The following is a 25,783-nucleotide window of genomic DNA, read 5'->3' as shown; positions in this document are numbered from 1 at the left end:
GTCCATGCCTTTTGGATATGCGTCCCCTGAGCAGATCATGCGGGACAAGGCCGACTACGCGCGCAAGGGCATCGCGCGGGGCCGGTCGGTCGTCGTGCTGCAGTACGTGGACGGCATCCTGTTCGTCGCGCCCAACCCGTCGCGGGCCCTGCACAAGATCAGCGAGATCTACGACCGCATCGGGTTCGCGGCCGTGGGGCGTTACAACGAGTTCGAGGAGCTGCGGCTCGGCGGCATCCGCTACGCCGACATCAACGGCTACACCTACGACCGCTCCGACGTGACCGGCCGCGGCCTGGCCAACCTCTACGCCTCCAACCTGGGGCGTATCTTCACCGAGTCGATCAAGTCGCTGGAGGTGGAGGTCGTGGTCGCCGAGGTCGGCGAGACCAAGGACGGCGACGCGATCTACCGCCTGACCTTCGACGGGTCGGTCTTCGACGAGCACGGCTTCGCCGCGATGGGCGGGCAGGCCGAGGCGGTCGCGGGGCGGCTGAAGGAGCGCTACCGCGAGTCGATGTCGCTGGCCGACGCGCTGGAGGTGGCGCTGACGGCGCTGACCGAGCCGGGCGGGGAGCGGCCGCCGGTGGCGCAGCTGGAGGTGGCGGTGCTCGACCGCAACCGGGAGCACCGCAAGTTCCTGCGGCTGACGGGCGCCCGGCTGGAGCGCCTGCTGGCGCAGACGACGCAGCAGGCCGCGCCGGCGTCCCCGGCCGAGCCCGAGTCTGGGTCCGCGTCGGGGCCGGCGTCCGGCTCGGCGTCCGGTGACACGCCGCCGCCGACGGGGCCGGAGGGCCCGGTGGACGACGGCTCGTCGCCCCTGTAGCCCGGGAGGTGTCCGCGCGACGGGGGTCGCCGCACGGCGGCGGCCCCCGTCGCGGCGTGCGCGGGCGGGTGTGAGCTGTATCACTCGGCCCGGGGCGAACCGGGCCGCCGGGAAGTGGATCTCAGCTTCCGTGAACACTTCCCTGCGTGTCCTCCTGGCCGGCGGGGCCGCCGCCGCGACGCTGCTGACGTCCGGCGTGGCGGCCCAGGCCGCGAGCGCCGCCTCCCCGAGGTTCAAGGCGCCGAAGACCTTCGGCACCTCGTTCCAGGCCGACCCGGAGCACGACTTCACCAGGCGCGTCCACTCCCGCCACGACGGGATCCTGCGCGGCTGGATCACCGACGTGCGCGGCGGCGTGGCCGAGTACGAGCCGATCAGGTGGAAGCGCGACTCCCACACCGAGGGCTACTTCGTGGGCCCGCCCGAGGGCGACGTGACGGCCTACGCCTCGCCGATCGCCAGGGACGTGGTGTTCCTGTCGGCGTACGGCTGCGAGCAGTCCGGCGGGCGGCTCACCGTGGGCAGGAAGGACGGCCTGGGCGCCAAGCGCTGCTCGGCGTCGGTGCTGGTCAAGCGGCACGACCGGCAGCGCCAGCCGTCGCTGATCACGGTCTACCGGGGCAGGATCGTCAAGGTCCAGGAGATCTACGTCCCCTGAGCGCGGCGCCGCGCTCCGCGGGGGCGGGCGCGGACCCGTGACGCCGGCCCACGAAGGGGGCGAAAGGCCCCATAACGGGCGGCTGCCGAAAACACCCGGCAAGATCTCTCCCGCTCGCCGATCCGTGGGCATAGTGTGAGGTGATGGATCGTCGCATCTTCGGGCTGGAGAACGAGTACGGTGTGACCTGCACGTTCAGGGGGCAGCGCAGGCTGTCCCCCGACGAGGTCGCGCGCTACCTGTTCCGGCGGGTCGTGTCCTGGGGCCGATCGAGCAACGTCTTCCTCCGCAACGGCGCCCGCCTCTACCTCGACGTGGGCAGCCATCCTGAATACGCAACACCCGAGTGTGACAACGTCGTCGAGCTCGTCACGCACGACAAGGCCGGCGAGCGCATCCTCGAAGGGCTCCTCGTGGACGCCGAGAAGCGGCTGCGCGAGGAGGGCATCGCGGGTGACATCTACCTGTTCAAGAACAACACCGACTCCGCCGGCAACTCCTACGGCTGCCACGAGAACTACCTGGTCGGCAGGCACGGGGAGTTCGGCCGGCTGGCGGACGTGCTGATCCCGTTCCTGGTGACGCGGCAGATCGTCTGCGGCGCCGGCAAGGTGCTGCAGACCCCCCGCGGCGCCGTCTACTGCGTCTCCCAGCGGGCCGAGCACATCTGGGAGGGCGTCTCCAGCGCCACCACCCGGTCGCGGCCCATCATCAACACCCGTGACGAGCCGCACGCCGACGCCGAGCGCTTCCGCCGCCTGCACGTCATCGTCGGCGACTCCAACATGAGCGAGACCACCATGCTGCTCAAGGTGGGCGCCACCGACCTGGTGCTGCGCATGATCGAGTCCGGCACGGTGATGCGCGACCTGTCGCTGGAGAACCCCATCAGGGCGATCCGCGAGGTCTCGCACGACATGACGGGCCGGCGGCGGGTGCGGCTGGCCAACGGGCGCGAGGCGTCGAGCCTGGAGATCCAGCAGGAATACCTGTCGAAGGCCAAGGACTTCGTGGACCGGCGTGGCGGCGACGACATCGCGCACCGGGTGCTGGAGCTGTGGGAGCGTACACTGCGCGCGGTCGAGACCGGCGATCTCGACCTGGTCTCGCGCGAGATCGACTGGGTGACGAAATACCAGCTCATCGAGCGTTACCGCAAGAAGTACGACCTGCCGCTGTCCTCGCCGCGGGTGGCCCAGCTCGACCTGGCCTATCACGACGTGCACCGCAGGCGCGGCCTGTACTACCTGCTGCAGAAGCGCGGCTCGGTGGAGCGGGTGGCCTCCGACCTGAAGATCTTCGAGGCCAAGTCGGTGCCGCCGCAGACCACCCGGGCGCGGCTGCGCGGCGAGTTCATCCGCAAGGCGCAGGAGAAGCGGCGCGACTTCACCGTCGACTGGGTGCACCTCAAGCTCAACGACCAGGCGCAGCGCACGGTGTTGTGCAAGGACCCGTTCCGCAGCGTGGACGAGCGGGTCGACAAGCTCATCGCCGGGATGTAGGGCGGCGTTTACCTCGGGCCTACCCGGCGGTCGGGTAGGGTGACGCGAATCTGACGTCTTTTCCGAGGGAAGCGCATGCGCCGCGTTCTGGCCGTTCTGGCCGCGATGCCGTTGATACTGTTCGCCGCCGGGTGCGGCTCCGAGGGCGGCGCGGCGGGCGCCGGTTCCGGCGGGTCGTCCGGGGTCAAGGTCACCGGGAACGTGGGCGCCAAGCCCACGGTGGCCTTCCCCTCCGGCTCGCCGGCCACCAAGTCGTCGTACGAGGTGATCCAGCCCGGCACGGGCACCCAGGTCAAGAGCGGTGACAAGATCATCGTCAACCTGACCGTCTACGACTGGGACGGCAAGACCAACGCCGTCCAGGGCTCGTCGTACGACACCAAGGCCCCCGAGACGATCGCCGTCAACGGGCAGCTCCCGCAGGTGCTGCAGGAGGGCTTCACCAAGGTCAAGCACGGCGGCCGGCTGCTGGCCGTGCTGGCCAACGACTCGCTGGCCCAGCAACAGCAGCAGCAGACCGCCCCGGCCGAGCCGACCAAGGTGTTCGTCATCGACGTGGTCGGCACGCAGCCGCCCGCGCTGAAGGCCGCCACCGGCAAGGAGACCGGGGAGTCGATCAAGGGCGTCAAGGTCGAGAACCCGGGCGGCGAGAAGGCGCCGACGCTCACCACCAAGACCGGCGAGAAGCCGTCGGACAAGCTCGTCGTCAAGACGGTGATCCAGGGCACCGGCGCCAAGGTGCAGCCCGGCCAGACGCTCACCGTGCACTACACGGGCAAGATCTGGGGCAGCGACAAGCAGTTCGACTCCAGCTGGGAGCGCGGGGAGCCGGCCGAGTTCCCGCTCGGGCAGGTCATCCAGGGCTGGCAGCAGGGACTGGCCGGGGTGCCGGTCGGCAGCCGGGTCGTCATGAGCATCCCGCCGGGCCTGGGCTACGGCGACCAGGAGCAGCAGAAGATCCCGGCCAACAGCACGCTGGTGTTCGTGGTGGACGTCCTGGGCGCCTACTGATCCCTGCCCGGCCCACCCTTTCGGGGGATTTGCCGGGTTTGTAGGTGGCCAGCGCGGTAGCATCGCGAGCGCCCGGCGGCAGCGCGCCGCCGGGCGCTCAGCGTGGGAGGGCCGATGCCGCACCGTGCCGTCGCGCCGCTGCTCGCGGCGTCGCTGCTGATCGCCGGCTGCACCGGCGAGCCCGCCGCGGGGCCGGAGCTGACGGTGCGCGGGGCGTTCGGCGCGCGGCCCACCGTCGTCTTCCCGGCCGGCCGGCCCGCCCCCGGCCTCCAGGTGGACGAGCCGGCCACCGGCAAGGGCGCCCGCCTGCGGCCGGACGACGTGGCGGTCGTCCAGTACACCGCGCACGTGTGGGACGGCGGCGGCAACCGCCTGGTCGACTCCAGCTTCACCCGCGGCGCCCCGGCCGCCTTCCCCGTGGGCGGCCTGCTGCCGGGCCTGGACCGCGCCCTGGAGGGCCGCACGGTGGGCAGCAGGGTCGTCGCGGCCGTCCCGCCCGGCGACGGCTTCGGCCCCAACCCGCCACGCGGCGTCGGCCCGTCCGACGAGCTGCTCTACGTCGTGGACATCCTCGGCGCCCACCACAAGGGCGCCTCGGCGGGCGGGCGCGGCGGCTCGCTGGCCGGGGTCGTCGTCGGCGGCGGCGCCCGCCCGGAGCTCCGGGTGCCCCGCACGGCCCCGCCGGCCCGGTTCGCGGCCAAGGTGATCCAGCGGGGCGGCGGGCCGCGGACGCAGGCGGGGCGGCTGGTGGTGGTCCAGTACGCGGGCGCGGTCTGGCGCGGCCGCCGGATCTTCGACACGACCTGGACGACCGGCCGGCCGAAGGCGTTCAAGCTGGGCGACGGCGGCCTGATCAAGGCGTGGGACAAGGCGCTGGTGGGCGTGCCGGTGGGCAGCCGCGTGCTGATGGTCGTCCCGCCGTCCTACGGCTACGGCGCGCCCGGCAGCCCGGAGCACGGCATCAGGGGCTCCGACACCCTGGTCTTCGTCGTGGACGTCCTGGCGGCGTACTGAGGGAGGGCGCGCGGAAAATAGACTCCGCGTGTGAGCACCGACGACCTCGACGCGCTGGCCCTGCTGAACGACCCGGTACGCCGCAGCCTGTACGAGGCCGTCGTCGCCGGCGGCGGCGACGTGGGCAGGGGGCAGGCCGCCGAGGCGGCCGGGGTGTCCAGGACCCTGGCCGGCCACCACCTCGACAAGCTGGTCGAGGCCGGGCTGCTGGAGAGCGGCTTCCGCGCGCCGGAGAAGAAGGGGCCGGGCAGCGGCCGGCCGGCCAAGGTCTACCGCCGGGCCAGGGGCGAGCGCACGGTGAGCCTGCCGCCGCGCGACTACGTCACCCTCGCCTCGGTGCTGGCCGGCGTGGTCGACCTGCTGGGCGCCGAGGAGCAGGCCGAGCAGGTCGCGCGGGAGGCGGGCGTGCGGGCCGGCGGGCGGCACGCGGGCGAGCCGGTGGAGCGGGTGCTGCGGGAGCGGGGCTACGAGCCATACGAGGAGGGCGGGCTGCTGCGGCTGCGCAACTGCCCCTTCCACGTGCTGGCCGAGGAGCAGCCGCTGCTGGTGTGCTCGATGAACCTGGCGCTGTGCCAGGGGCTGCTGCGCGGGCTCGGCGACGACCCCGGGCGGGCGCGGCTGGACCCGCGGCCGGGGGAGTGCTGCGTCGCGCTGTCCGTGCCGCCCGGCGCTTCTAAAACAAATACGGATTGACATAGAAGGCGGAGAGGTGGTGTGCTGGGCGTCATGCATCTCGCTGAGCTCAACATCGCCCACCTGCGCGCGCCCCTCGACTCGGCCGAGCTCGCCGAGTTCGTCGCCCTGCTCGAACCGATCAACACCCTCGCCGACGCCGCCCCCGGGTTCGTCTGGCGGCTGAAGGAGAGCGAGACCGACCCCACCGCGACCGTCGTCCACGACTACGGCGACCACCTGCTGATCAACTTCTCGGTGTGGGAGTCCCTGGAGTCGCTGTGGAACTACGTCTACCGCAGCGCCCACCTGGACGTGCTGCGCCGGCGCAGGGAGTGGTTCCTGCGCATGGCCGAGCCGTACATGGTGATGTGGTGGGTCCCCGAGGGGCACATCCCCTCGCTGGCCGAGGGCATGGCCCGGCTGGAACGCCTCAGGACCGAGGGCCCGAGCCCCGAGGCGTTCACCTACAAGGACTCCTACGCCAGCAGCGAGGCCGCCAGCCTCCCGGCCGCCGCCGAGGCCAGGAAGTAGGCCAGGTCCTCCTCCAGGCCCCGGCCCATCGTCGACAGCCGCACCGGGACGGCCCGCAGCGCCTCGTGCAGGCCGTCCACCGGCACCGGCACCAGCCGGTGCCGCACCGCCAGCAGCTCCGCCTGGTCGCGCACCCGCGTGCCGAACTCGCCCGGCAGGTCCGGCACCGGCACGTCGGCCGGGGCCAGCGCCACCCGGCCGTAGGCGGTCAGCGAGTGGTGCGAGACGCCGTAGTGGCGCTCGCGCCGGTCGCCCTCGCTGACCCGCAGCGCCGCCACCGGCCGGCCCCGCAGCACCCCCGCCGCGTTGACCGCCTCGCCCGCCTGCACCCCCGAGAAACCCCACCGGGTGCCCGAGCCCAGGTTGCCCGGCCCCTGCGCCACGATCGCCACGTCGGCCCCCAGCACGTGCCTGGCCGCCAGCAGCCCCGTGTGCACGGTCACCGCCTCCAGGTCGCCGCCGAGCGCCTGCCCGGTCGTCACCACGCCCGCCAGCCAGCCGAGCTCCCGCAGCCGGGCCGCCGTCATCGAGAACCACGCGGGCAGCGCCCCGCCGTCCTGCATCACGTACGCCACCCGGGTGCCCGGCGCGGCCTCGTACAGGCCGGCCAGGATCGGCGCCAGCGCCGAGTGCAGGTCGGCCACCACGACCGGCATGTCCTCCAGGGAGTCGGCCTCGGCCAGCGCGTCGTGGTGCGGGGAGCCCTGCTCGTCCGCGCCCAGCACCGTGGCCTGCAGCGGCGTGTACCGGGCCTTCACCAGGTGCCCCGGCCCTTGAGGATCTTCCGGCAAACGGTTCGGGACGGCCACCACCATGGCGTAACCTCCCGTACCGAGACCCATCGCGAGCGCGGTCGTGTTGAGCAGCACCTCGTCACCGGGTTCCGGGCGCCCCACCAGCGGGGGGTACGCCAGCGCCCGGCACTCCCCCTCGGGGACGGCGACGTCCAGCTCCACCGCTCCCGGCCACTCGCGCCGGATCCGTACGACCTCGCCCTTGCGCCATCTGATCACGGGGGCAGGGTAGCGTCGATGAAGGAGGAGAGTGAGGCAGATGTCGCGCCGGAAGACGGAACGGTTGCTCAATCTGGTGATCTGCCTGCTCGCCACCCGGCGCCCGCTGTCGGCCGAGCAGATCCGCCAGGCGGTGCCCGGCTACGACCGGGACGGCGACGAGGCGTTCCAGCGCATGTTCGAGCGCGACAAGAACGAGCTGCGCGAGATCGGCATCCCCATCGACGTGGTGCGCGACCCGTGGGAGGACGAGCCGGGCTACCGCATCCAGCGGGAGTCGTACGAGCTGCCGGAGATCACCCTGGAGCCCGACGAGGCCGCCGTGCTCGGCCTGGCCGCGCAGGTGTGGCAGCGGGCCAGCCTGGCCGAGGCCGCCTCGGGGGCGCTGCTGAAGCTGCGCGCCGGCGGCGTGGCCACCGACCAGCCGGTCGGCCCCTCCATCGGCGGGGGCGCCCTGGAGCTGCGGGTGGACACCCGCGACCCGGCCTTCCCCGCGCTGTGGGAGGCCGTGCGCGACCGGCGCGTGGTGCGCTTCGACTACCGCGGGGCCGGCAGCGAGAGCGTGCGCGCCCGCACCGTGGAGCCGTGGGGCGTGGTGAGCCGGCGCGGCCGCTGGTACCTCGCCGGCTACGACCGCGACCGGCAGGCGCCGCGCGCCTTCCGGCTCAGCCGCATCGCCGGGCAGGTCACCTACGTGGGCCGGCCGGGGGCGGTGCGCGTGCCGGAGGGCGTCGACCTGCGGGCCATGGTCGGCTTCCCCGACGAGACGCCCGACGAGCGGGTCGCGGTCGTGCGGGTGCGCCAGGGGGCGTGCGAGGGGGTGCGGCAGCTCGCCAGGGCCGTCCACCCCGGCACCGACGGCTGGGACGAGGCCGAGCTGACCTTCTCCGACCCGGAGCGGCTGGCCGGCTGGATGGCCAGCCTCGGCGCCGACGTCGAGGTCGTCGAGCCGCCGGACGCGCGGGAGGCGGTCATCCGCAGACTGAAGGGGGCCATGACGTGAGTGGATCGGCCGACCGGCTGCCGAGGTTGCTGGCGCTGGTGCCGTACCTGATGTCCCATCCCGGGGCGCGGGTCGGCGAGGTGGCGCAGGTGTTCGGGCTCAGCGAGAAGCAGCTCATCGACGACCTGCAGCTCGTGTGGATGTGCGGCCTGCCCGGCCACACCCCCGGCGACCTCATCGACGTCTCCTGGGACGGCGGCGAGATCATCATCGACAACGCCGACACCATCGCCAGGCCGCTGCGGCTCGGCATCGACGAGGCCAGCGCCCTGCTGGTCGCGCTGCGCATGTTGTCGGCCACCCCCGAGCTCGCGCTGCCGACCGGCGGGGTGTCCGGCGACGCCCTGGCGCGGGTGACGGCCAAGCTGGAGCGGGCCGCCGGCGAGGGCGCGGCCACCGTCAGCAGCCAGGTCGCCGTGGACGTGGACGCCGCCCCCGACGCCCTGCCCCGGGTCCGCGAGGCGCTGACCGGCGGGCGCCGGCTGTCGCTGCGCTACTACGTGCCCGGCCGCGACGAGGTCACCCCGCGCGAGGTCGACCCGACCCGGGTCGTGGTCGTGGACGGCCGCGCCTACCTGGAGGGCTGGTGCTACCGGGCCGAGGCGATGCGGCTGTTCCGGCTCGACCGCATGCTCGGCGTGGACGTGCTCGACGTGCCCGCCGACCCGCCGGCCGAGGCCGAGCCCATCGACGTCACCCGGGGCGTCTTCCGGCCCTCGCCCACCGACGAGCTGGTCGAGCTGGAGCTGAGCGCCGCCGGGCGGTGGGTCGCCGAGTACTACCCGTGCGAGGAGGTCACCGAGCTGGGCGAGGGCCGGCTGCGGGTGGCGCTGCGGGCCCGCGACGAGGACTGGATCCTGCGGCTCGCGCTGCGGCTCGGCGACACCGGCCGGGTCGTCTCGCCGCCCGCGATGGCCGAGACGGTGCGCGAGGAGGCCGAGCGGGCACTGGCCCTGTACGCTCACCGGTCATGACGTGGATCGTGGTGTCGGCCGGGCTCGTCCTGGCCGGGCTGCTCGTGCTGGGGGCGACGGCCGCGCGGGCGGTCGCCGCCGCCCGCGGCCTGAACAGGGAGGTCGCTCAAATTAACCAGCAATTCAGGACGAAACCGGACGGCAAGGGATGAGGCAGCGGCGCCAGGAGCGTACGATCGGGTTTGGACAGCACTCCGCTCACCTGTAAGGACGTCACATGAACTTGGGAGCTCCGGAGATCATCCTGATCCTGGTGGCCTTGGTCCTGCTCTTCGGGGCCAAGAAGCTGCCGGACCTCGCCCGTGGCGTCGGCCGGTCCCTGCGCATCTTCAAGGCCGAGACCAGCAGGATGCACGATGACGACGACGAGCGTCCGACCGTCGTTCAGGCGCAGTCGCAGACCCAGCCCGCGCCCCCGCAGCCGATCCCGGCCGCGCCGGAGGTGTCCGCCGAGGAGCAGGCCCGCCTGCTGGAGGAGCAGGCCGCCCGCCTGCGCGCCGGCGCCCAGGCCGACAAGCGTCCCTGATCCGCCCCCCATCCGCCCCTCGTCCCGAGGACTGACGACCAGATGGCGCTGCTGAAGAAGTCGGGCCCGAAGCCGCCGCGGGACCCCGAAGGCCGGATGCCGCTGATGGAGCACCTGCGGGAACTCCGCAACCGGCTGCTCATCGCGATCGCCGCGGTGGCCGTCGGCCTGATCATCGGCTGGCTCGTGTCCAGCCCGGTCTGGGAGCTGGTCAGGGAGCCCTACTGCCAGACGCCCCAGGCCCGGCAGCTCACCGGCCACTGCAGCCTGACCTACAACGGCATCTTCTCGTCGTTCTTCATCACGCTGAAGATCTCGCTGATGGTCGGCCTCGTGGTGTCCTCGCCGGTCTGGCTCTACCAGATCTGGGCGTTCGTCACCCCGGCCCTCTACCGCAGCGAGAAGCGCTACACGCTGGCGTTCCTCGGGCTGGCGATCCCGCTGTTCGTCCTGGGCGCCTGGCTGTGCTACTTCATCATGGACACCTCGCTGGCGTTCCTGCTGGGCTTCTCGCTCGACGGCACGGTGGCGACCATCTCCATCGACGACTACCTCGACTACGTCCTGATCATGATGGCGATCTTCGGGGTGTCGTTCGAGCTGCCGCTGCTGCTGGTCTTCCTCAACGTCATCGGCGTGGTCTCGCACGCGGCGATCGCCAAGCACCGGCGGCTGGTGGTGTTCCTGATGTTCGTCTTCGGTGCGGTGATCACGCCCGGCGGCGACCCGATCACCATGATGGCGCTGGCGTCGCCGATGATCGTGCTGTTCCTCGCCGCGGAGCTGTTCATGTTCCTGCGCGAGCGCAGGCGGCCGGCCGACGAGTTCGCCGGGCTGTCCGACGACGAGGCCTCCCCGCTGGCCGAGGACGACACCCCACTCGACGACGAGCCGGCCGGCGGGCCGGGCGGCGACGGCAGGTCCTGACGCCGGTCCTGGTACCGGTCCCGGGCGTCCTGGCGCCGGTCCCGGGCAGTCGTGGGGGAGAGGTCCTGGCGAAGGGCGCCGGGAGGGATTCCCGTCGCCCGGTGACAGGCGATAGGTTCCGGACGTGTCCCCCCAAATCGTCCTGCTCGTCAACCCGGCCGCCCGCGGCGGCCGGACCCTGCGCCTGCTCGAACCCGTCGCGCGCCGCCTGCGCGCCGGCGGCGCCGAGCTGTCGGTGATCGTCGGCTCCGACGCCGCCGACGCCCTCGAACGCGCCTGCACCGCCGTCGCCGAGCGGCCCGACGCGCTCGTGGCCTTCGGCGGTGACGGCCTGGTCCACCTGGCCGTGCAGGCCGTGGCCGGCACCGACGTGCCGCTCGGCATCATCCCGGCCGGCACCGGCAACGACATCGCCGCCGCGCTCGGCCTGCCGTGCAAGGACCCCGTGGCCGCCGCCCGCGTCGTGCTGCGCATGAAGACCCGGCTGGTCGACGCCGCCCGCGTCCGCGCCGGGCGGGCCGAGGAGCTGTTCGCCGGGGTCGTGTGCTGCGGGTTCGACTCGCGGGTCAACGAGCGGGCCAACCGGCTCACCTGGCCCGGCGGGCCCGGCCGCTACGTGCGGGCCGTGGCGGGCGAGCTGCGCTCGTTCCGTCCCGTGCCCTTCCGCCTCACGCTGGACGGCGAGGAGGTGATCGAGCGGGAGGCCATGCTGGTGGCGGTGGCCAACACCCGCTCCTACGGAGGCGGCATGCGGGTGTGCCCCGACGCGCGGCCCGACGACGGGCTGCTGGACGTGCTCGTGGTGGAGGCGATCTCCAAGGGCGAGTTCCTGCGGGTGTTCCCGAGCGTCTACCGGGGGACGCACGTGGGGCATCCGGCGGTGTCGATCCGGCGGGCCCGCGGCGTGCGGCTGGAGACGATCGGCGACGCGGCGGGAGACCCGGCGGGCGGCCCGGTGGGTGGCCCAGCGGACGGTTCGGTGGGTGGCCCGATGGGTGGCCCGGTGGGCGGCCCGGTGGACGGCATGGTCGCCTACGCGGACGGGGAGCGGATCGGGCCGGTGCCGCTGGAGTGCGAGGTCCGGCCGGGCGCGCTCCGCGTCATCGCTTGAAATCTACATCGTAAAGGCGTCGGATCGGTCGTTCGCGACTCGGCGGGACGGACCGGAATGGCGGTTTCGGTAGGCTGGCGAGTATGACAACGCCAGCGGAACGCTATGCGGCCTTCCGTCAGAAGCACGCCGACGACGGGGCCGCGCTCGCATCGTTCCGAGGTCTCTACGACTTCGCGCTGGACGACTTCCAGCTCGACGCCTGCCGCGCACTGGAGGCCGGTGACGGCGTCCTGGTGGCGGCGCCGACGGGGTCGGGCAAGACGGTCGTCGGCGAGTTCGCCGTCCACCTGGCCCTGCAGCAGGGCATGAAGTGCTTCTACACCACCCCCATCAAGGCGCTGTCCAACCAGAAGTACAACGACCTGGTCAAGCGGTACGGCACCGCCAAGGTGGGCCTGCTGACCGGCGACAACAGCGTCAACGGCGAGGCCCCCATCGTGGTCATGACCACGGAGGTGCTGCGCAACATGCTCTACGCCGGGTCGGCCACGCTGGCCGGGCTCGGGTTCGCGGTGATGGACGAGGTCCACTACCTGGCCGACCGGTTCAGGGGCGCGGTGTGGGAGGAGGTCATCATCCACCTGCCGGAGTCGGTCCGGCTGGTGGCGCTGTCGGCGACGGTCAGCAACGCCGAGGAGTTCGGCGAGTGGCTGGGCGAGGTGCGCGGCGACACCACGGTGATCGTCGACGAGCACCGGCCGGTGCCGCTGTGGCAGCACATGATGGTCGGCCACCGCATCTACGACCTGTTCGTCAACGACGACCTGACGCCCCGGGTCAACCCCACGCTGATGCGGGTCACCCGCGACGCCGAGCGGCTGACCGCGGGCCGGGGCAGGGGCCGCGGCTACGGCCGGCCGCAGCGGGCCCGCCCGCCCGACCGGGTGCAGGTGATCGAGAAGCTGGACTCCGAGGGGCTGCTGCCGGCCATCACGTTCATCTTCTCCCGGGCCGGCTGCGACGCGGCGGTGCAGCAGTGCCTGCACGCCGGGATCCGGCTCACCACCGACCGCGAGCGGCACGAGATCCGCCAGCTCGTGGACGAGCGCACCGCCCACCTGCCCGACGAGGACCTCGCGGTGCTGGGTTACCTCGAATGGCGCGACTGCCTGGAGCGCGGCCTGGCGGCCCACCACGCGGGCATGCTGCCGGCGTTCAAGGAGGTCGTGGAGGAGCTGTTCACGCGGGGGCTGGTCAAGGCGGTCTTCGCGACCGAGACGCTGGCGCTGGGCATCAACATGCCGGCCCGCAGCGTGGTGATCGAGAAGCTCGACAAGTGGAACGGCGAGACCCACGCCGACCTGACGCCCGGCGAGTACACCCAGCTCACCGGGCGGGCGGGGCGGCGCGGCATCGACGTCGAGGGCCACGCCGTGGTGCTGTGGCAGCCGGGCATGGACCCGCTGTCGGTGGCCGGGCTGGCCGGCACCCGTACCTATCCGCTGCGCTCCAGCTTCCAGCCGTCGTACAACATGGCGGTCAACCTGGTGGGGCAGTTCGGCCGGGAACGCGCCAGGACGCTGCTGGAGGAGTCGTTCGCGCAGTTCCAGGCCGACCGGGCGGTCGTGGGGCTGGCCAAGCAGTTGCGCAAGCACGAGGAGGCCCTGGAGGGCTACCAGGAGGCCATGACGTGCCACCTGGGCGACTTCCCCGAGTACGCGGCGCTGCGGCGGCGGCTGTCGGACCGGGAGGCCGAGCTGTCCAGGCAGCGCGGCGCCGCCCGGCGGGCCGCGGCGGTGCGCTCGCTGGAGGCGTTGCAGCCCGGCGACGTCATCCGGGTGCCGGGCGGGCGGCGCGCGGGGCTGGCGATCGTGCTCGACCCGGGCCGCAACCCGCGCGGGCACGGCCCGAGCCCGCTGGTGCTGACGATCGGCAAGCAGGTCAAGAAGCTCGACCCGGCCGACTTCCCGGTGCCGGTGGAGCCGCTGGAGAAGCTGCGCATCCCGAAGAACTTCAACGGCCGCTCGCCGAAGGAACGCGCCAACCTGGTCTCCACCCTGCTGGCCAAGATCGGCGACCGCGACCTCGGCAAGCCGCCGCGGGTACGCGACCACACCGTGGAGGACGACGAGGTCAACGAGCTGCGCCGGCGCATCAGGCAGCACCCGTGCCACGGCTGCGACCAGCGCGAGGACCACGCCCGCTGGGCCGAGCGCTACTACAAGCTGCTGCGCGAGACCGAGGGGCTGCGCCGCCGCGTGGAGGGCCGCTCGCACGTCATCTCCCGCACCTTCGACCGGATCTGCTCGGTGCTGGAGCAGCTCGGCTACCTCGACGGCGAGACGGTCACCGACGAGGGCCGCCGCCTGGGCCGCCTCTACACCGAGCTGGACCTGCTCACGGCCGAGAGCCTGCGCAACGGGCTGTGGGAGGACCTCGACCCGGCCGAGCTGGCGGCGTGCGTGTCGGCGCTGGTGTTCGAGTCGCGGGCGGCCGACGACGCCCGCCGGCCGAAGATCCCGGCCGGGCGGGCGCAGGACGCGCTGACGGCGATGCTGCGGCTGTGGGGTGAGCTGGAGGGCATCGAGTCCGACCACGGGCTGTCCACGCTGCGGGAGCCGGATCTGGGGTTCGCCTGGGCGGCGTTCCGGTGGACGAAGGGGCACACGCTGGACGCGGTGCTCATGGACGGCGTCAACGGCAACGAGCTGGCGGCCGGCGACTTCGTCCGGTGGATCAAGCAGCTGATGGACCTGCTCGGCCAGCTCCAGAACGCGGCCGCGCCGGGCAGCAGGATCAGGCAGACGGCGGGCAAGGCGGTGGACGCGATGCGGCGCGGCGTGGTGGCGTACTCGTCGCTGACCTGACCCCGCGCCGCCGGTGGAGGCGAAGGCGGCGGTGACGGCGACGAAGGCCCGGTGCCCGTGACGGCGGGCGCCGGGCCTTTTCCGCGCGTGCCGCTCAGTCGTCGTGGACGAGGCCCGCGATGGCGAGCGCCAGGCCGGCCAGGCCGGTGACCAGGGCGGCGACGGTCAGGGCGGCCCCGTCGAAGACCAGGTGGAGCAGGCCGAAGTCGCGGTCGAAGAAGTGGCGGGCGACGAACGCGCCGAAGCCCTGGATCATGAGGAGCGCACCGAGGATCGTCATGCGCCCATCGTGGTGACGGGCGGCGGCGCGCCGCATCGGGCGAAAGTAGCGGGCGGGGTGACTTACGGCCAGGTCAGCGGGTGCGGCCCGCGCCGGACGGGGCGCGGGGCGGGGCGCGGGGTGGTGCGGGGCCGGCGGGGAGAAACGGCATTGGCGGCCGCATTGCTGTTCCTTGGTTAATTTACTTGTTTGCGGCGTGTTTAACGATGATTCAACAGCGCCTTTCCTGGCGGGCTTTACCGGTCAAACTTCGCGACCTTCTTCTGAAATGTCGTGATTTATGCGAATTGAGCGGGTAGCGTCCGAATTGTCAAGTGTTCAGCCGTTCAACGGGGGAGGAACCATGGCGAACATGCAGCTCACACACGTAGGCCACCAGCAGGGCTGGGGCTGCCGACGACGTCGCTGGCGCCGCCGCTGGTACTGCGGTCGGCGCAGGTGGGGAGGCTGGGGGTGCTAGAAGCGCCCCGTGAGAGCCGGCGGCTCAGCCGCCGGCTCTCCTTTGCCGCCTCCGGCCGCGAGCTCGCACCGGCGATCGCCCTTCGCCGGACCTTCCGGGAGTTCTGGCCGGACACCCGCGGGCTGCGGCCGCTGTTCGTGGCCGGAGTGCTGGCCGCCGTCCTGGCCGCGCTGTGCGAGGTCGCGGCGATCCGCCTGTTCGGCCACATCACCGACCAGGTGCTCGCCACCCGGCGGCTCGGGGCCTTCTGGGCTCCCGCGCTCGGCTGGCTGGGGCTCGCCGCGGTCGCCGGGGCGGCGTCCTTCGCCGGGACGTACGCCACCGCGCTCGGCGCCGAACGCCTCCTGCTGAGGCTGCGCGACCGGATCTTCGGCCACCTGCAGACCCTCACGCCCGACTACGCCGAGAACCGGCGGCTCGGCGACCTCATCGCCCGCCTCACCGACGACGTCGAGGCCATCGAGGAGCTCGTCGGCTCGGGGCTGGTCAAGGCGGTCACCACGGCCGCGAGCGTGGTGTTCTTCGCCGGGGCCGCGTTCCTGGTCCGCTGGGACCTGGCGCTCGTCACGCTCGCCCTGATCCCGGCGTTCCTGCTGGTCTCGAAGGTGTTCGCGGCCAGGTTCAGGAGCGCGGCGGCGCGCGAGCGGCACAGCAACGGCGCCATGAACAGCGTCCTGGAGGAGGGGCTGGCCAACCAGCCGCTGGTGCAGGCGTACAACCGGCAGCGCGACGAGGCGCGCCGGCTGCACCGCGAGGGACGGACGTGGCTGCGCGCCAACCTGTCGCAGGCGTGGCTGTCCGGCCTGTACGGCCCCGTCGTGCAGGTGATCGAGACCGTGTGCCTGATCGTCGTCCTCGGCGTCGGCGCCTGGGAGATCACCACCGGCCGGCTGACCATCGGCGGCCTGCTGGCCTTCGCCGCGTACCTGGCCCTGCTCTACCCGGCCGTCCAGGGCCTCGGCGAGCTGGCCCTGACCGTGTCGGAGGCGGCCGCCGGATCCGACCGGATCATCGAGGTGCTGGAGGCCCGGCCCGCCGTCACCGACGCGCCCGCCGCCGTCGCCGCCGGACGCGGGCGCGGGCACGTGGAGTTCGACGGGGTCGGCTTCGCCTACCCGGGACGGCAGGCGCGGCCCGCGCTGCGCGGGGTGTCCTTCACCGCCGCGCCGGGCGACGTGCTCGTGATCACCGGGCCCAGCGGGGCGGGCAAGTCCACGCTGGCCAAGCTGCTGCTGCGCTTCTACGACCCGGACGAGGGCCGCGTCCTGCTGGACGGCGCCGACATCCGGGGCCTGACGCGCGAGTCGCTGCGCGAGAACGTCACCGTGCTCCACCAGGAGACGATGTTGTTCTCGGGATCGGTGCGCGACAACATCGCCTACGGGCGGCCCGGCGCCTCCCTGGAGGAGGTCATCAGGGCCGCCGAGACGGCCGGCGTGCACGACTTCGTCAAACGGCTGCCCCAGGGCTACGACACGCCGGTGGGACAGCGGGGACGGCTGCTGTCCGGCGGGCAGCGGCAGCGGATCGCGATCGCCAGGGCCGTCCTGCGCGACGCGCCGGTGCTGGTGCTCGACGAGCCCATGACCGGGCTGGACGAGGAGACGGCCGCGCAGGTCATGGGGCCGCTGGGCCGGCTCATGGCCGGGCGGACGACGATCCTCATCACGCACGACCTGCGGCACGTGCCCGCCGGGGCACGCGTGATCGGGCTGCGGCCCGTGCCCAGGCGGGAGCGCATCCGCCTCAAGCGCCCTGGCCTCGCGCGGCCCGCCCGCGCCAGGACGGCGTCCGCGGGCCGCGCCGCCCGCCGGCCGGGCCGGCACACGGTGGTGGAGCCCGGCCCGGGGCCCTAGGCGGGGCGCGGCGCCCGCGCGGGCACCCGTCCTCGTCCGGGGGCGGGTGCTCCGTTTGAGGGCTGTATGTCCGGCGGGCGCGCCGGTAGAATCGGAGAGATCCCTCCGGTTGCTTCCAGGGCGGGTGGAGCGCATGGGCGATGACCACAGCACGGCCAGGCCGTTGCGGGTGGACGCCCGCCGCAACCGCGAGCGGGTGCTGCAGATCGCCCAGGAGGCCCTCGCCAGCGACGGGCTGACCATCTCCTTCGACGAGATCGCCCGCCGCGCCGGGTTCGGCGTCGGCACCGTCTACCGGCACTTCCCGACCAGGGAGGCGCTGTTCGAGGCGGTGCTGCTGGGCCGCATGGAACGGTTCGTGGCCGACGCCAGGGCCCTGGCCACCGCGGAGGACCCGGGGCGCGCGTTCTTCGGCTGGTTCCGCGCCGTGGTCGAGCAGGCGTCGGCCAACCAGGCGCTGTGCGACATGCTGGAGGGCGGCCAGGGGCCGGCGTTCCGCAGCGGGACGGCGCTGGAGGCGGACTTCGCGGCGGCGCTCGGCCGGCTGCTGCAACGGGCGCAGCGCGGCGGCGCGGTACGGGCCGACCTCGTGACCGAGGACGTGCTCGACCTGCTGCGCGGCTGCCTGACCGCCGAGCGGCGGGCCCGGGCCAGGGGCGGCGGCGTGCCGATGGCGGAGGTCGTCTGCGACGGCATGCGCGCCCACCGGGGCTGAACCCCCGGCCCGCCCCAGAGGCTCAGCCGAGGGCGAAGCGGACCTCGCGGGTGGCCGGGTCGGCCTGCGTCAGGCGTACGGTGACCCGCTCGCCCAGGGGGAGCGTCCCGTCGCAGCGGGCGATCACCGCGGGATCGGCGAGCTGCACCTGCCCGCCGCCGCGCCGCTCGTCCACGTCGATCACCACCGCCTCGAACGCCTCCCCGATCCGCTCCCGCAGCAGGAACGCCTCCACCAGGTCCACGCACGCCCGCTCCACCGCCGAGGCCCGCCGCCCGGAGGCCGCCATCAGCCCCGGCAGCTCGGCCAGCCCCGCCCGCACGTCGGCGGGCACCGGCTCGCCCGCCGCGACCGCCAGGCACACCTCGGTCGCGTACCGGTCGGCCAGCCGCCGCAGCGGCGCGGTGACGTGCGCGTACGGTGCCGCGACCGCCGAGTGCCCCGCCTCCTTCGGCGGCGCCCCGTCGAACGCCTCGTACCCGGAGCCGCGCAGCAGCACCCGCGACTCGTGCAGGAACGCCGCCTGCTGCGGGTTCTTCGGGTCGAGGTCGTGCACCACTTGGCCGTAGCCGGCGCCGTCGGGCCAGGGCACGCCCAGCGCCCCCGCCACCCGCCGGACCTTGGCCAGGTCGTCCGGCCGCGGCGCGGGCAGCACGCGCAGCACGCCGACCTCGGCGTCCAGCATCATCGCGGCGGCGGCCATGCCGGTCAGCAGCGAGATCTGCGCGTTCCACGCCTCGGCCGGCAGCGGCAGCCGGAACTCCAGCCGGTAACCGCCGTCGGCGGGCACCACCTCCTGGTCGGGCGTGGGAAGGGTGACGCCGCCGCGCTCGCGCTCCAGCTCCAGCCGCAGCCGCCCGATCTCGGCCAGCAGCCCGAGCACGCCGTCGGCGGTGCCGGTGTCGACGGCGGCCTGCACGTAGGCGTAGTCGAGGCGCTCGCGGCTGCGGACCAGGGCGCGCTGCACGTCGGCGCCGACCGTGCGGCCGTCGGAGTCCAGGTCGATCCGCCACACCGCGGCCGGGCGCGGCACGCCGGGCAGCAGGCTGGCCGCGTCCTCGGACAGGACCTTGGGGTGCAGCGGGACCTTGCCCTGCGGCATGTAGACGGTCTCGCCCCTGGCCCGAGCCTCGGCGTCGATGACGCCGCCGGGGCGCACGAACGCGCCCACGTCGGCGACGGCGTACCAGACCCGGTAGCCGGCGCGCAGCCGCTCCAGGTGGAGGGCCTGGTCGAGATCCATCGAGCCGGGCGGGTCGATGGTGACGAACGGCAGCTCGGTGAGGTCCTTGCCGTCGAGCCGCGGCACCTGCGCCACCCACGCGGCCTCGTCGAGCACCGCGGCAGGGAAGTCGGCGGGCAGCGCCAGCTCTCGCCTGATCCGGTCGAACCCGTCTTCCAGCTTCAGGGGTATCTCATGGGGAACCTGAATCGTCGACACGGGCACAACCTACCGGGAGCACCGGCCGCCCCGATCAGGTCAGGTGGCCGTCGAGGCCGGTGATCCGCAGCAGCCGCTCCATCCGGGGCGGGACGTTCGCCAGGCGCACCGGGGTCCGCTGGCGGGCGGCCTGCCGGTGGACGGAGACGAGGAGGCCGAGCCCCGCCGCGTCGATGAAGGACAGGCGGCCGACCTCGATGACCAGCGCGTCGCCGCGCCGCCCGCGCCCGGCCTCGCGCAGCAGCTCCAGCAGGTGGCTGCGCAGCAGCTCGGTGGTGGCGATGTCCAGCTCTCCGGAGACCGCGACCGTGACGGTCCCGTCGTCGCGGCTGGTGCTGAGGTGCAGAGGATCCATGTCCGGCTCCGCGCTCTGTGCGGGCCGGGACATCACTGGTGCCGCGGACCCGCCTTTTGCCGTCGTGCCCCCGATGCCGCCGCGGTCACCGACCGCGACTGCCTGTTTCCGGAAAGGAGTGTAGTAGCGGGCCGGGATCGTCGAGGGGGGCGTGAGGGATCCCGGTGGACAAGAGAAGTCCTCAGGAATACAAATCCGGTGTCCCGGTGGAGAATCATCACACCGGGCACGCGCGGGCGGCGGTCACGGGCGGTGGTCTTGGACGGCGCTCGTGGACGGTGGCCGTGGGCGGTGGTCGCGGCCGGTGGTCGCGGGCGTCAGCGGGGCCGGAGGCCGAGCATCAGCAGGTCGCACAGGGCGTCGAAGTCGCGCTCGACGCCGGGGTCGTCCCACGCGGCGGCGTGGGCCGGGTCGTGGAAGCGGGCTGTGGCGTGGAAGACCGCGCGGGCCGTGGCGGCGGGGTCGGGCGCGGCCAGCTCGCCGCGGGCGGCCCCGGTGGCGATGATCTCCTGGAGCTGCCCGGTCAGGTCGGCGAGATGCCGCTCGACCACCGCGCTGGACTCGTTCACCAGCACCGTGTACGTGGCGAACAGCTCGGGGTCGTCCAGCGCCTTCGCGCGCTTGGCGGCGAACAGCGCGCGCAGCCAGTCGCGCAGGCGGGTCTCGGCGGGCCCGTCCGCCGCCATGACGACGGCCAGGCCGGCGTGCGACTGCTCCAGCCAGCGCTGGGTGACGGCCTCGCGCAGGGCCGTCTTGCTGGGGAAGTGCCGGTAGACGCTGCCGTGGCTGACGCCCAGGGCCCGGGCGACGTCCACGACGGTGGCCTTGGCGGGGCCGTAGCGGCGCAGGACGTCTTGGGCCGCCGCGAGGATCTGCTCAGGCGTCAGAATGCCATCTGTCATATTCCCAATTCTGTCAGCAGGCGGCCGATGGGCGGGCCGTCGCCGGTTGTGTGCCGTTTTACCTTTTCCGCCGGCGGCGGCGGGGCGTCTACTGGGACCGGACGGCGGCACGAGGAGGTGCGACGGCCGGTCCGGGGGAGGCCGGTCGCGCGTCGCGCCCCGACGCCGCCGTCCTGAAGGGGGCACCCGGGGGAACCGTCCCTCCGGTGGCGGACGCCGCTGGAGGGACGGGCGGGGGATTTTGCGGAAATATGCGCCTTTGCGAGGAAAGATCACACTACGCTGCTGCCCCGGCAGGTACGAGGGGGTGGCGCGTCGTGTGGATCGCAGTCGCAGTGCCGGTCGCCGTCGTCATGGGGATCGTGCTCTGGTGGCTTCGCCGTGACCGGGCCGGCACGGGGGGCGGCGGGGGCGGGTTCGCGGCCGGGCGGCCGAGCGGATGGCGGCTGGGGCTGGCGCCGGAGGCCGAGGCCGCGTTCATGGAAGGGCTGGGGGCCCACCACGACGCCGGCGAGGAGCTGCGGCCGGACTGGGAGCGGGGCGTGCTGTGGGCCGGCTCGCCGCCGCGGCTGATCTCCCTGCGGCTGCTCGCCGACGGCTTCGCCGCGCTGGGGGAGGCCGCGCTGCACGACCCGCAGGGCGCGGTCGCGGGCCTGATGGCCGAGCACGCCGCCACCGAGCGGCCGGGCGTCCTGCACCTGCGCGCCGCCCCTGCCACCGCCGCCGGGTGGCCGGCGGACGGCGTGGACGGCGTGAACGGCCTGGACGGCCCGGACGGCCCGGACGGCCCGGACGGCCTGGACGGCGTGGACGGCCTGGACCGGGCCGCTTTCGCCCAGGCCGCCCTGGAGGCCGCCTGCCCGGCGGGCACCCGGGGCGTCGAGGGCCACGCGGCCGACGGATGGCTGCAACTCACCGTCACGCCCCTGCCGACCGAAGAGTCCCCCGTCGACGCTGGCTCGTCCGGGGAGGGGACGGGTGGGGATCCCGGCCCGGGCGGGGAGCGGTCCGGCGGGGCCGGTCGTCCCGGGGAGCGGCTCGCCGCCGGTGCTGGCTCGTCCGGGGAGAAGGGGCGTGGGGACGCCGGTCGGGGTGGTGAGGGGGCGGTCGCCGTCGCGGCGCGGGGGAACACACTGCTGCTGGATCTCGGGCGGGTGCTGGAGCTGTACCTGGAGGCGCGCGAGAAGCGGCCCGAGGCGGCGGTGGGGGAGCTGCTGCGCGAGGTGGTCCACGGCGTGGTCGCCGCGGATGGCCCGGGCCTGACCTGGGTGTGGCCTCCCACCGAGGAGGAGCGCCGGGCCGTCCTGGCGGCCCGCGCCGCCGAGCCGCGCTGACCGCTGGGACGGGCTGACCGCCGGGACGGGCTGACCGCCGGGACCGGCTGGTCACCGAGCCGCGCTGATCACCGGCCGCCTGGCCGCGCTGAGCGCCGGGACCGGCTGGCCACCGGCCGCACTGATCACCGGCCGTGCTGGTCACCGGCCGTGCTGGGTGGCGGGGTCGTGGGGGGTCAGCCGGTGTTCTCGGCGCGGCCCTCGCGCCAGTACCCCATGAACGCCACCGCGCGCCGGTCCATCCCGCGTTCGGCCACGAGGTGGCGGCGCAGCGTCTTGATCACGCCGGCCTCGCCCGCGAGCCACGCGTACAGGGAGTCGGCGGCCTCCTCCTGCGGGACCTCCCACAGCTCCTCGGCGTCCACGTCGACGTCCTGGAAGGCGCCGGGCTCGGCCGCCGGGGCCGGCAGCAGCCGCCCGGCCGCGGCGCGGACCGCGGGGACGAGCTGCCCGCCGCGCCGGCCGCCGTTCCTGGCCAGCCAGCCGACCCGCACCGAGCAGGAGGTCTCCACGGGCAGGAAGTCGTCCTCGCAGGGCACCTCCATCAGCGCCTCGCCGGACACCCCGGCGGGCAGCCGCTCCAGGACGGAGCAGATGGCGGGCACGGCGGTCTCGTCCCCGGCGATCAACACGGTGGTGTTGCCCGCCGGCGGCCGGAACTCCAGCCCGCCGTGGACCCCGTCGTGCCGGGCGTCGGGCCCGAAGAGCACGGCGACGTCGCCGGGCTTCGCCTGCTCGGCCCAGCGGGCGGCCGGGCCGCCGTCGGGGTGCATGACGAGGTCCACGTCCACCTCGCTGGCGTGCGAGCGCACCCGGCGCGCGGTGTAGGTGCGCATCGGGTTGCGCCTGGCGTCGTCGAGCTGCCGCCATTGCGCGTACCAGTCCGGCCCGGACGGCAGGTGATCGACGCCGCAGCCCGGCAGCGGCAGGAACAGCTTGACGCGCTGGTCGAAGCCGTTGTCGGCGAAATGCTGGAGGTCGTCCCCGGTGAACGTCACCCGCAGGAACGACGGGCTCAGCCGCTGCAGCCGCTCGACCCGGACGTGGAACATGTGAAAGGGCTGGATCATCCCCGACTCTCCCAAGGCGTTAGGTGAGCCTAACCTAAACGATCGGCGGGGCATCTGAACACCTCACGGAAAGTGCCGGGCCGGATGCGCGGCGGAATGGCGGCAGGTCGGCGCCGCTCCGCCGCCCTCGGCGCGGCTCGGGCCGCCCGTCCCGCACGGAGCCCCGCCGGCGATCGTCCCGCCTTCGGTAGCGTCGGGTCCGATCACACCCCTGAACCCTGTCGCGCGAGGAGCCCCACGTGTCCCCCTTGATCCTCTCCGCCGCGGGCGCCGCCCTGCTGCTCGACGCCTCCGGCCCCGGCCTGCCCCGGGTGTGCCACTTCGGCGCCGGCCTCGGCACGCCCGACGGCGCCGAGCTGGCCCCCGCGCTGGCGTCCCTGGCGGCCGCGCCGCCGCTGCTGCCCGCCCAGGGCGACGGCTGGTACGGCCGGCCCGGCCTGGCGGGATCGAGGGACGGCGAGCACTGGCCGGTGCGCTGGGCCCTGGAGCGCGTGGACACCTCGGCGGCGCCGGGCGCGGGCGGCACGGTGAGGGTCGCCGCCGCCGACGAGCGGGCCGGCCTGGCGCTGGTGAGCGAGCTCGCCATGGACGCGGGCGGGCTGGTGACGCTGCGGCACACGGTGACCAACACCGGCGCCACGCCGTACCGGCTGGCGGGCCTGGCGTGCGCGCTGCCGGTGCCGGCGCGCGCCGCCGAGCTGCTGGACTTCACCGGCCGCTGGGCGCTGGAGAAGGTGCCGCAGCGCAGGGCGTTCGGGCACGGGGTGTGGGCTAGGGAGAGCCGGCGCGGCCGCACCGGGCACGACGCCACCGGCCTGCTGGTCGCCGGCACGCCGGGGTTCGGGTTCGGCGCGGGCGAGGTGTGGGCGGTGCACGCCGGGTGGAGCGGCGACCACGTCCACTACGCCGAGCGGCTGCAGGAGGGGGCGGCGCTGCTGGCCGCGGGCGAGCTGCCCGAGCCCGGCGAGATCGTCCTCGCGCCAGGGGAGGGCTACAGCACGCCGCTGGTGTACTTCGCCTGGTCGGGGGAGGGTCTGGACGGGGCGAGCGCCCGGCTGCACGACCACCTGCGGGCCGCCCGGCCGCTGCCGGTCCGGCCGGTCACGCTCAACAACTGGGAGGCGACCTACTTCGACCACGGCCTGGACCGGCTGCTGGAGCTGGCCGGCCGGGCCGCCGCGGCCGGGGTCGAGCGGTTCGTGCTCGACGACGGCTGGTTCCGCCACCGCCGCCACGACCGGGCCGGCCTCGGCGACTGGTACGTGGACGAGGACGTCTGGCCCGGCGGCCTGCACCCGCTGGCCGAGCGGGTGCGCGCGCTCGGCATGCAGTTCGGCCTGTGGTTCGAGCCGGAGATGGTCAACCCCGACTCCGACCTGGCGCGGGCGCACCCCGACTGGATCCTCGGCCGCGCCGAGCGCACCCCGCCGCCGCAGCGCAACCAGCAGACGCTCGACCTGGCCCGCCCCGAGGCGTACGCGTACCTGCTGGAGCGCCTGGACGCGCTGGTCACCGAGTACGCCCTCGACTACATCAAGTGGGACCACAACCGCGACATCGCCGAGCCCGTCCACGACGGCGTGCCGGGCGTGCACGCCCAGACCCTGGCCACCTACCGGCTGCTGGACGAGCTGCGCCGCCGCCACCCCGGGCTGGAGATCGAGTCGTGCTCGTCGGGCGGCGCCCGCGTCGACTACGGCATCCTCGCCCGCACCGACCGGGTGTGGACCTCCGACAGCAACGACGCCCTGGACCGGCAGGCCATCCAGCGCTGGACCGGGCTGCTGGTGCCGCCGGAGCGGATGGGGGCCCACGTCGGCGCGCCGCTCGACCACGTCACCGGCCGGGCGCTGCCGCTGGCCTTCCGCGCCGGCACCGCGCTGTTCGGCCACATGGGCGTGGAGTGGGACCTGACCTCGGCGAGCGAGGCGGAGCTGGAGGAGCTGGCCGCCTGGATCGCGCTGCACAAGCGGCTGCGGCCGGTGCTGCACGCCGGGCGGGTGGTGCGCGCCGACCACCCGGACCCCTCGGCGCTGCTGCACGGCGTGGTGCTGCCCGAGCGGGCGGTGTTCGGGTACGTGCAGCTCACCTCGCGGGCCGAGTCGGCTCCCGCGCCGCTGCGGCTGCCGGGGCTCGACCCGGCCGCGCGGTACGAGGTGCGGGTGGCCGGGCCGGTGCCCGCCGGGGCGGCGATGCCGGCGTGGGCGGCCGGGCCCGTACGGCTGCCGGGGGCCGCGCTGGCCGGGCCGGGGCTGCCCGCCCCGGCGCTGCGGCCCACGTCGGTGCTGGTCATCGAGGTGGAGCGGGTCTAGGCGTGGTACGGGTAGGGGGCGGGGACGGGGCGCCAGGCGGCCCAGTCGATGCGGACGCGCTCGCTCCGCTCCCGGTCCACCTTGACGGGCAGCACCACGCCGGGCACCACGAGGCCCATCGGCAGGCGCGGCAGCGTCTGCCGGTGCGTGACCCGGTAGGCGCGCCCGTCGGCGGCGCGGACGCTGAGCACGAAGCTCACCACCGGCTGCTCGTTGACCGACATGCCGGTGTCGGCCATGGCCTCCACGACCGCCTGCGCCGCGACGCCCGTGGCCAGCAGCCGCTGCCCGCGCCGCGCGACGACGAGGAACGGCACCCAGACGGCCGCCATGACGAGGATCGTCGCGCCCGTGATCGCCATCGGCATCCAGATTCCCGTGCTCACTGTTTCCCCAGTTCTCCCGCTTTCCGATGTTCTTGGAGATTTCTACTCATACGCATTTGCACGCCGCTTGAACACCGGTTGCGAGCGGCTG

General features: G+C 74.0%; 25 protein-coding genes. 18 read left to right on the top strand and 7 right to left on the bottom strand.

Annotated features, from left to right (window positions below; all coding sequences use genetic code 11):
• Positions 1-4 precede the first annotated feature (4 nt).
• From prcA to AB0H75_RS24800, 7 genes are all read left to right on the top strand, one after another.
• Entirely contained in the window at positions 5-826 is an 822-nt protein-coding gene (gene prcA / locus AB0H75_RS24830) for a proteasome subunit alpha (RefSeq protein WP_367800279.1), read from the top strand.
• 130 nt (positions 827-956) lie between these two features.
• Positions 957-1,484, top strand: coding sequence for a hypothetical protein (locus tag AB0H75_RS24825; RefSeq protein ID WP_367799875.1), 528 nt, complete (start codon positions 957-959; stop codon positions 1,482-1,484).
• 143 nt (positions 1,485-1,627) lie between these two features.
• Complete coding sequence (gene pafA, locus AB0H75_RS24820) at positions 1,628-2,986, top strand: Pup--protein ligase (RefSeq protein ID WP_367799873.1); 1,359 nt, start codon at positions 1,628-1,630, stop codon at positions 2,984-2,986.
• 75 nt (positions 2,987-3,061) lie between these two features.
• The gene (locus AB0H75_RS24815) at positions 3,062-3,997 is read left to right on the top strand and encodes an FKBP-type peptidyl-prolyl cis-trans isomerase (protein ID WP_367799871.1); all 936 of its coding nucleotides are present in this window, start codon (positions 3,062-3,064) and stop codon (positions 3,995-3,997) included.
• A gap of 114 nt (positions 3,998-4,111) precedes the next feature.
• The gene (locus AB0H75_RS24810; RefSeq protein WP_367799869.1) at positions 4,112-5,011 is read left to right on the top strand and encodes an FKBP-type peptidyl-prolyl cis-trans isomerase; all 900 of its coding nucleotides are present in this window, start codon (positions 4,112-4,114) and stop codon (positions 5,009-5,011) included.
• A 30-nt stretch (positions 5,012-5,041) separates the two neighbouring features.
• On the top strand, positions 5,042-5,704 hold the full coding sequence (locus AB0H75_RS24805) for a helix-turn-helix transcriptional regulator (protein ID WP_367799867.1): 663 nt from the start codon (positions 5,042-5,044) through the stop codon (positions 5,702-5,704).
• A 33-nt stretch (positions 5,705-5,737) separates the two neighbouring features.
• Positions 5,738-6,217: a DUF3291 domain-containing protein gene (locus AB0H75_RS24800; RefSeq protein ID WP_367799865.1), complete on the top strand. Its 480-nt coding sequence runs from the start codon at positions 5,738-5,740 to the stop codon at positions 6,215-6,217.
• Here AB0H75_RS24800 and AB0H75_RS24795 read toward each other — a convergent pair.
• The gene (locus tag AB0H75_RS24795) at positions 6,163-7,230 is read right to left on the bottom strand and encodes a DUF3866 family protein (RefSeq protein ID WP_367799864.1); all 1,068 of its coding nucleotides are present in this window, start codon (positions 7,228-7,230) and stop codon (positions 6,163-6,165) included. The two genes, AB0H75_RS24800 and AB0H75_RS24795, sit on opposite strands and share 55 nt — an antisense overlap.
• A gap of 40 nt (positions 7,231-7,270) precedes the next feature.
• Here AB0H75_RS24795 and AB0H75_RS24790 point away from each other — a divergent pair, with 40 nt between their 5' ends.
• The 7 genes from AB0H75_RS24790 to AB0H75_RS24760 all read left to right on the top strand — a co-directional run bounded on the left by AB0H75_RS24790 (position 7,271) and on the right by AB0H75_RS24760 (position 14,581).
• Entirely contained in the window at positions 7,271-8,233 is a 963-nt protein-coding gene (locus tag AB0H75_RS24790; protein WP_367799862.1) for a helix-turn-helix transcriptional regulator, read from the top strand.
• Entirely contained in the window at positions 8,230-9,207 is a 978-nt protein-coding gene (locus AB0H75_RS24785) for a helix-turn-helix transcriptional regulator (RefSeq protein ID WP_367799860.1), read from the top strand. The genes AB0H75_RS24790 and AB0H75_RS24785 overlap by 4 nt, the downstream gene beginning before the upstream one ends.
• Entirely contained in the window at positions 9,204-9,359 is a 156-nt protein-coding gene (locus AB0H75_RS24780; RefSeq protein ID WP_367799858.1) for a hypothetical protein, read from the top strand. Before AB0H75_RS24785 ends, AB0H75_RS24780 begins: the two co-directional genes overlap by 4 nt.
• 65 nt (positions 9,360-9,424) lie before the next feature.
• Complete coding sequence (tatA, locus tag AB0H75_RS24775; RefSeq protein ID WP_367799856.1) at positions 9,425-9,733, top strand: Sec-independent protein translocase subunit TatA; 309 nt, start codon at positions 9,425-9,427, stop codon at positions 9,731-9,733.
• 42 nt (positions 9,734-9,775) lie between these two features.
• Complete coding sequence (gene tatC, locus AB0H75_RS24770; RefSeq protein ID WP_367799854.1) at positions 9,776-10,660, top strand: twin-arginine translocase subunit TatC; 885 nt, start codon at positions 9,776-9,778, stop codon at positions 10,658-10,660.
• Between the two features lie 124 nt (positions 10,661-10,784).
• Positions 10,785-11,771: a diacylglycerol kinase family protein gene (locus AB0H75_RS24765; RefSeq protein WP_367799853.1), complete on the top strand. Its 987-nt coding sequence runs from the start codon at positions 10,785-10,787 to the stop codon at positions 11,769-11,771.
• 83 nt (positions 11,772-11,854) lie between these two features.
• Entirely contained in the window at positions 11,855-14,581 is a 2,727-nt protein-coding gene (locus AB0H75_RS24760; protein ID WP_367799851.1) for a DEAD/DEAH box helicase, read from the top strand.
• A gap of 94 nt (positions 14,582-14,675) precedes the next feature.
• On the opposite strand, the gene AB0H75_RS24755 is transcribed toward AB0H75_RS24760, so the two are convergent.
• Entirely contained in the window at positions 14,676-14,861 is a 186-nt protein-coding gene (locus AB0H75_RS24755) for a hypothetical protein (protein WP_367799849.1), read from the bottom strand.
• A 453-nt stretch (positions 14,862-15,314) separates the two neighbouring features.
• On the opposite strand from AB0H75_RS24755, the gene AB0H75_RS24750 reads away from it, so the two are divergent.
• Both AB0H75_RS24750 and AB0H75_RS24745 read left to right on the top strand, forming a co-directional pair.
• Entirely contained in the window at positions 15,315-17,177 is a 1,863-nt protein-coding gene (locus AB0H75_RS24750; protein ID WP_367799847.1) for an ABC transporter ATP-binding protein, read from the top strand.
• A 133-nt stretch (positions 17,178-17,310) separates the two neighbouring features.
• Positions 17,311-17,892 carry a TetR/AcrR family transcriptional regulator gene (locus tag AB0H75_RS24745; protein WP_367799845.1) on the top strand — a complete coding sequence of 194 codons (582 nt, stop codon included), beginning with the start codon at positions 17,311-17,313 and terminating at the stop codon, positions 17,890-17,892.
• Positions 17,893-17,914: 22 nt separating this feature from the next.
• On the opposite strand, the gene AB0H75_RS24740 is transcribed toward AB0H75_RS24745, so the two are convergent.
• From AB0H75_RS24740 to AB0H75_RS24730, 3 genes are all read right to left on the bottom strand, one after another.
• Complete coding sequence (locus AB0H75_RS24740) at positions 17,915-19,333, bottom strand: RNB domain-containing ribonuclease (RefSeq protein ID WP_367799843.1); 1,419 nt, start codon at positions 19,331-19,333, stop codon at positions 17,915-17,917.
• Positions 19,334-19,367: 34 nt separating this feature from the next.
• Positions 19,368-19,688 carry an STAS domain-containing protein gene (locus AB0H75_RS24735; RefSeq protein ID WP_367799841.1) on the bottom strand — a complete coding sequence of 107 codons (321 nt, stop codon included), beginning with the start codon at positions 19,686-19,688 and terminating at the stop codon, positions 19,368-19,370.
• A 317-nt stretch (positions 19,689-20,005) separates the two neighbouring features.
• A complete protein-coding gene (locus tag AB0H75_RS24730; protein ID WP_367799839.1) occupies positions 20,006-20,590 on the bottom strand; it encodes a TetR family transcriptional regulator in 585 nt (194 codons plus the stop codon).
• Between the two features lie 317 nt (positions 20,591-20,907).
• Here AB0H75_RS24730 and AB0H75_RS24725 point away from each other — a divergent pair, with 317 nt between their 5' ends.
• On the top strand, positions 20,908-21,924 hold the full coding sequence (locus AB0H75_RS24725) for a hypothetical protein (protein WP_367799837.1): 1,017 nt from the start codon (positions 20,908-20,910) through the stop codon (positions 21,922-21,924).
• Between the two features lie 176 nt (positions 21,925-22,100).
• On the opposite strand, the gene AB0H75_RS24720 is transcribed toward AB0H75_RS24725, so the two are convergent.
• Positions 22,101-22,994 (bottom strand): siderophore-interacting protein, encoded by an 894-nt coding sequence (locus tag AB0H75_RS24720; RefSeq protein ID WP_367799836.1) that lies wholly within the window; start codon positions 22,992-22,994, stop codon positions 22,101-22,103.
• A 239-nt stretch (positions 22,995-23,233) separates the two neighbouring features.
• Between AB0H75_RS24720 and AB0H75_RS24715 the strand changes: the two genes are divergently transcribed.
• The gene (locus tag AB0H75_RS24715) at positions 23,234-25,306 is read left to right on the top strand and encodes an alpha-galactosidase (protein WP_367799835.1); all 2,073 of its coding nucleotides are present in this window, start codon (positions 23,234-23,236) and stop codon (positions 25,304-25,306) included.
• Here the strand turns inward: AB0H75_RS24715 and AB0H75_RS24710 are convergent.
• On the bottom strand, positions 25,303-25,692 hold the full coding sequence (locus AB0H75_RS24710) for a hypothetical protein (RefSeq protein WP_367799834.1): 390 nt from the start codon (positions 25,690-25,692) through the stop codon (positions 25,303-25,305). The two genes, AB0H75_RS24715 and AB0H75_RS24710, sit on opposite strands and share 4 nt — an antisense overlap.
• Between the last annotated feature and the right edge of the window lie 91 nt (positions 25,693-25,783).

Origin of the sequence: Nonomuraea sp. NPDC050783 (genome assembly GCF_040802095.1) — a bacterium.
GTDB lineage: Bacteria > Actinomycetota > Actinomycetes > Streptosporangiales > Streptosporangiaceae > Nonomuraea.
The sequence above is the reverse complement of the archived record's forward strand: the minus strand, read 5'-3'. Positions and strand labels throughout refer to the sequence as shown.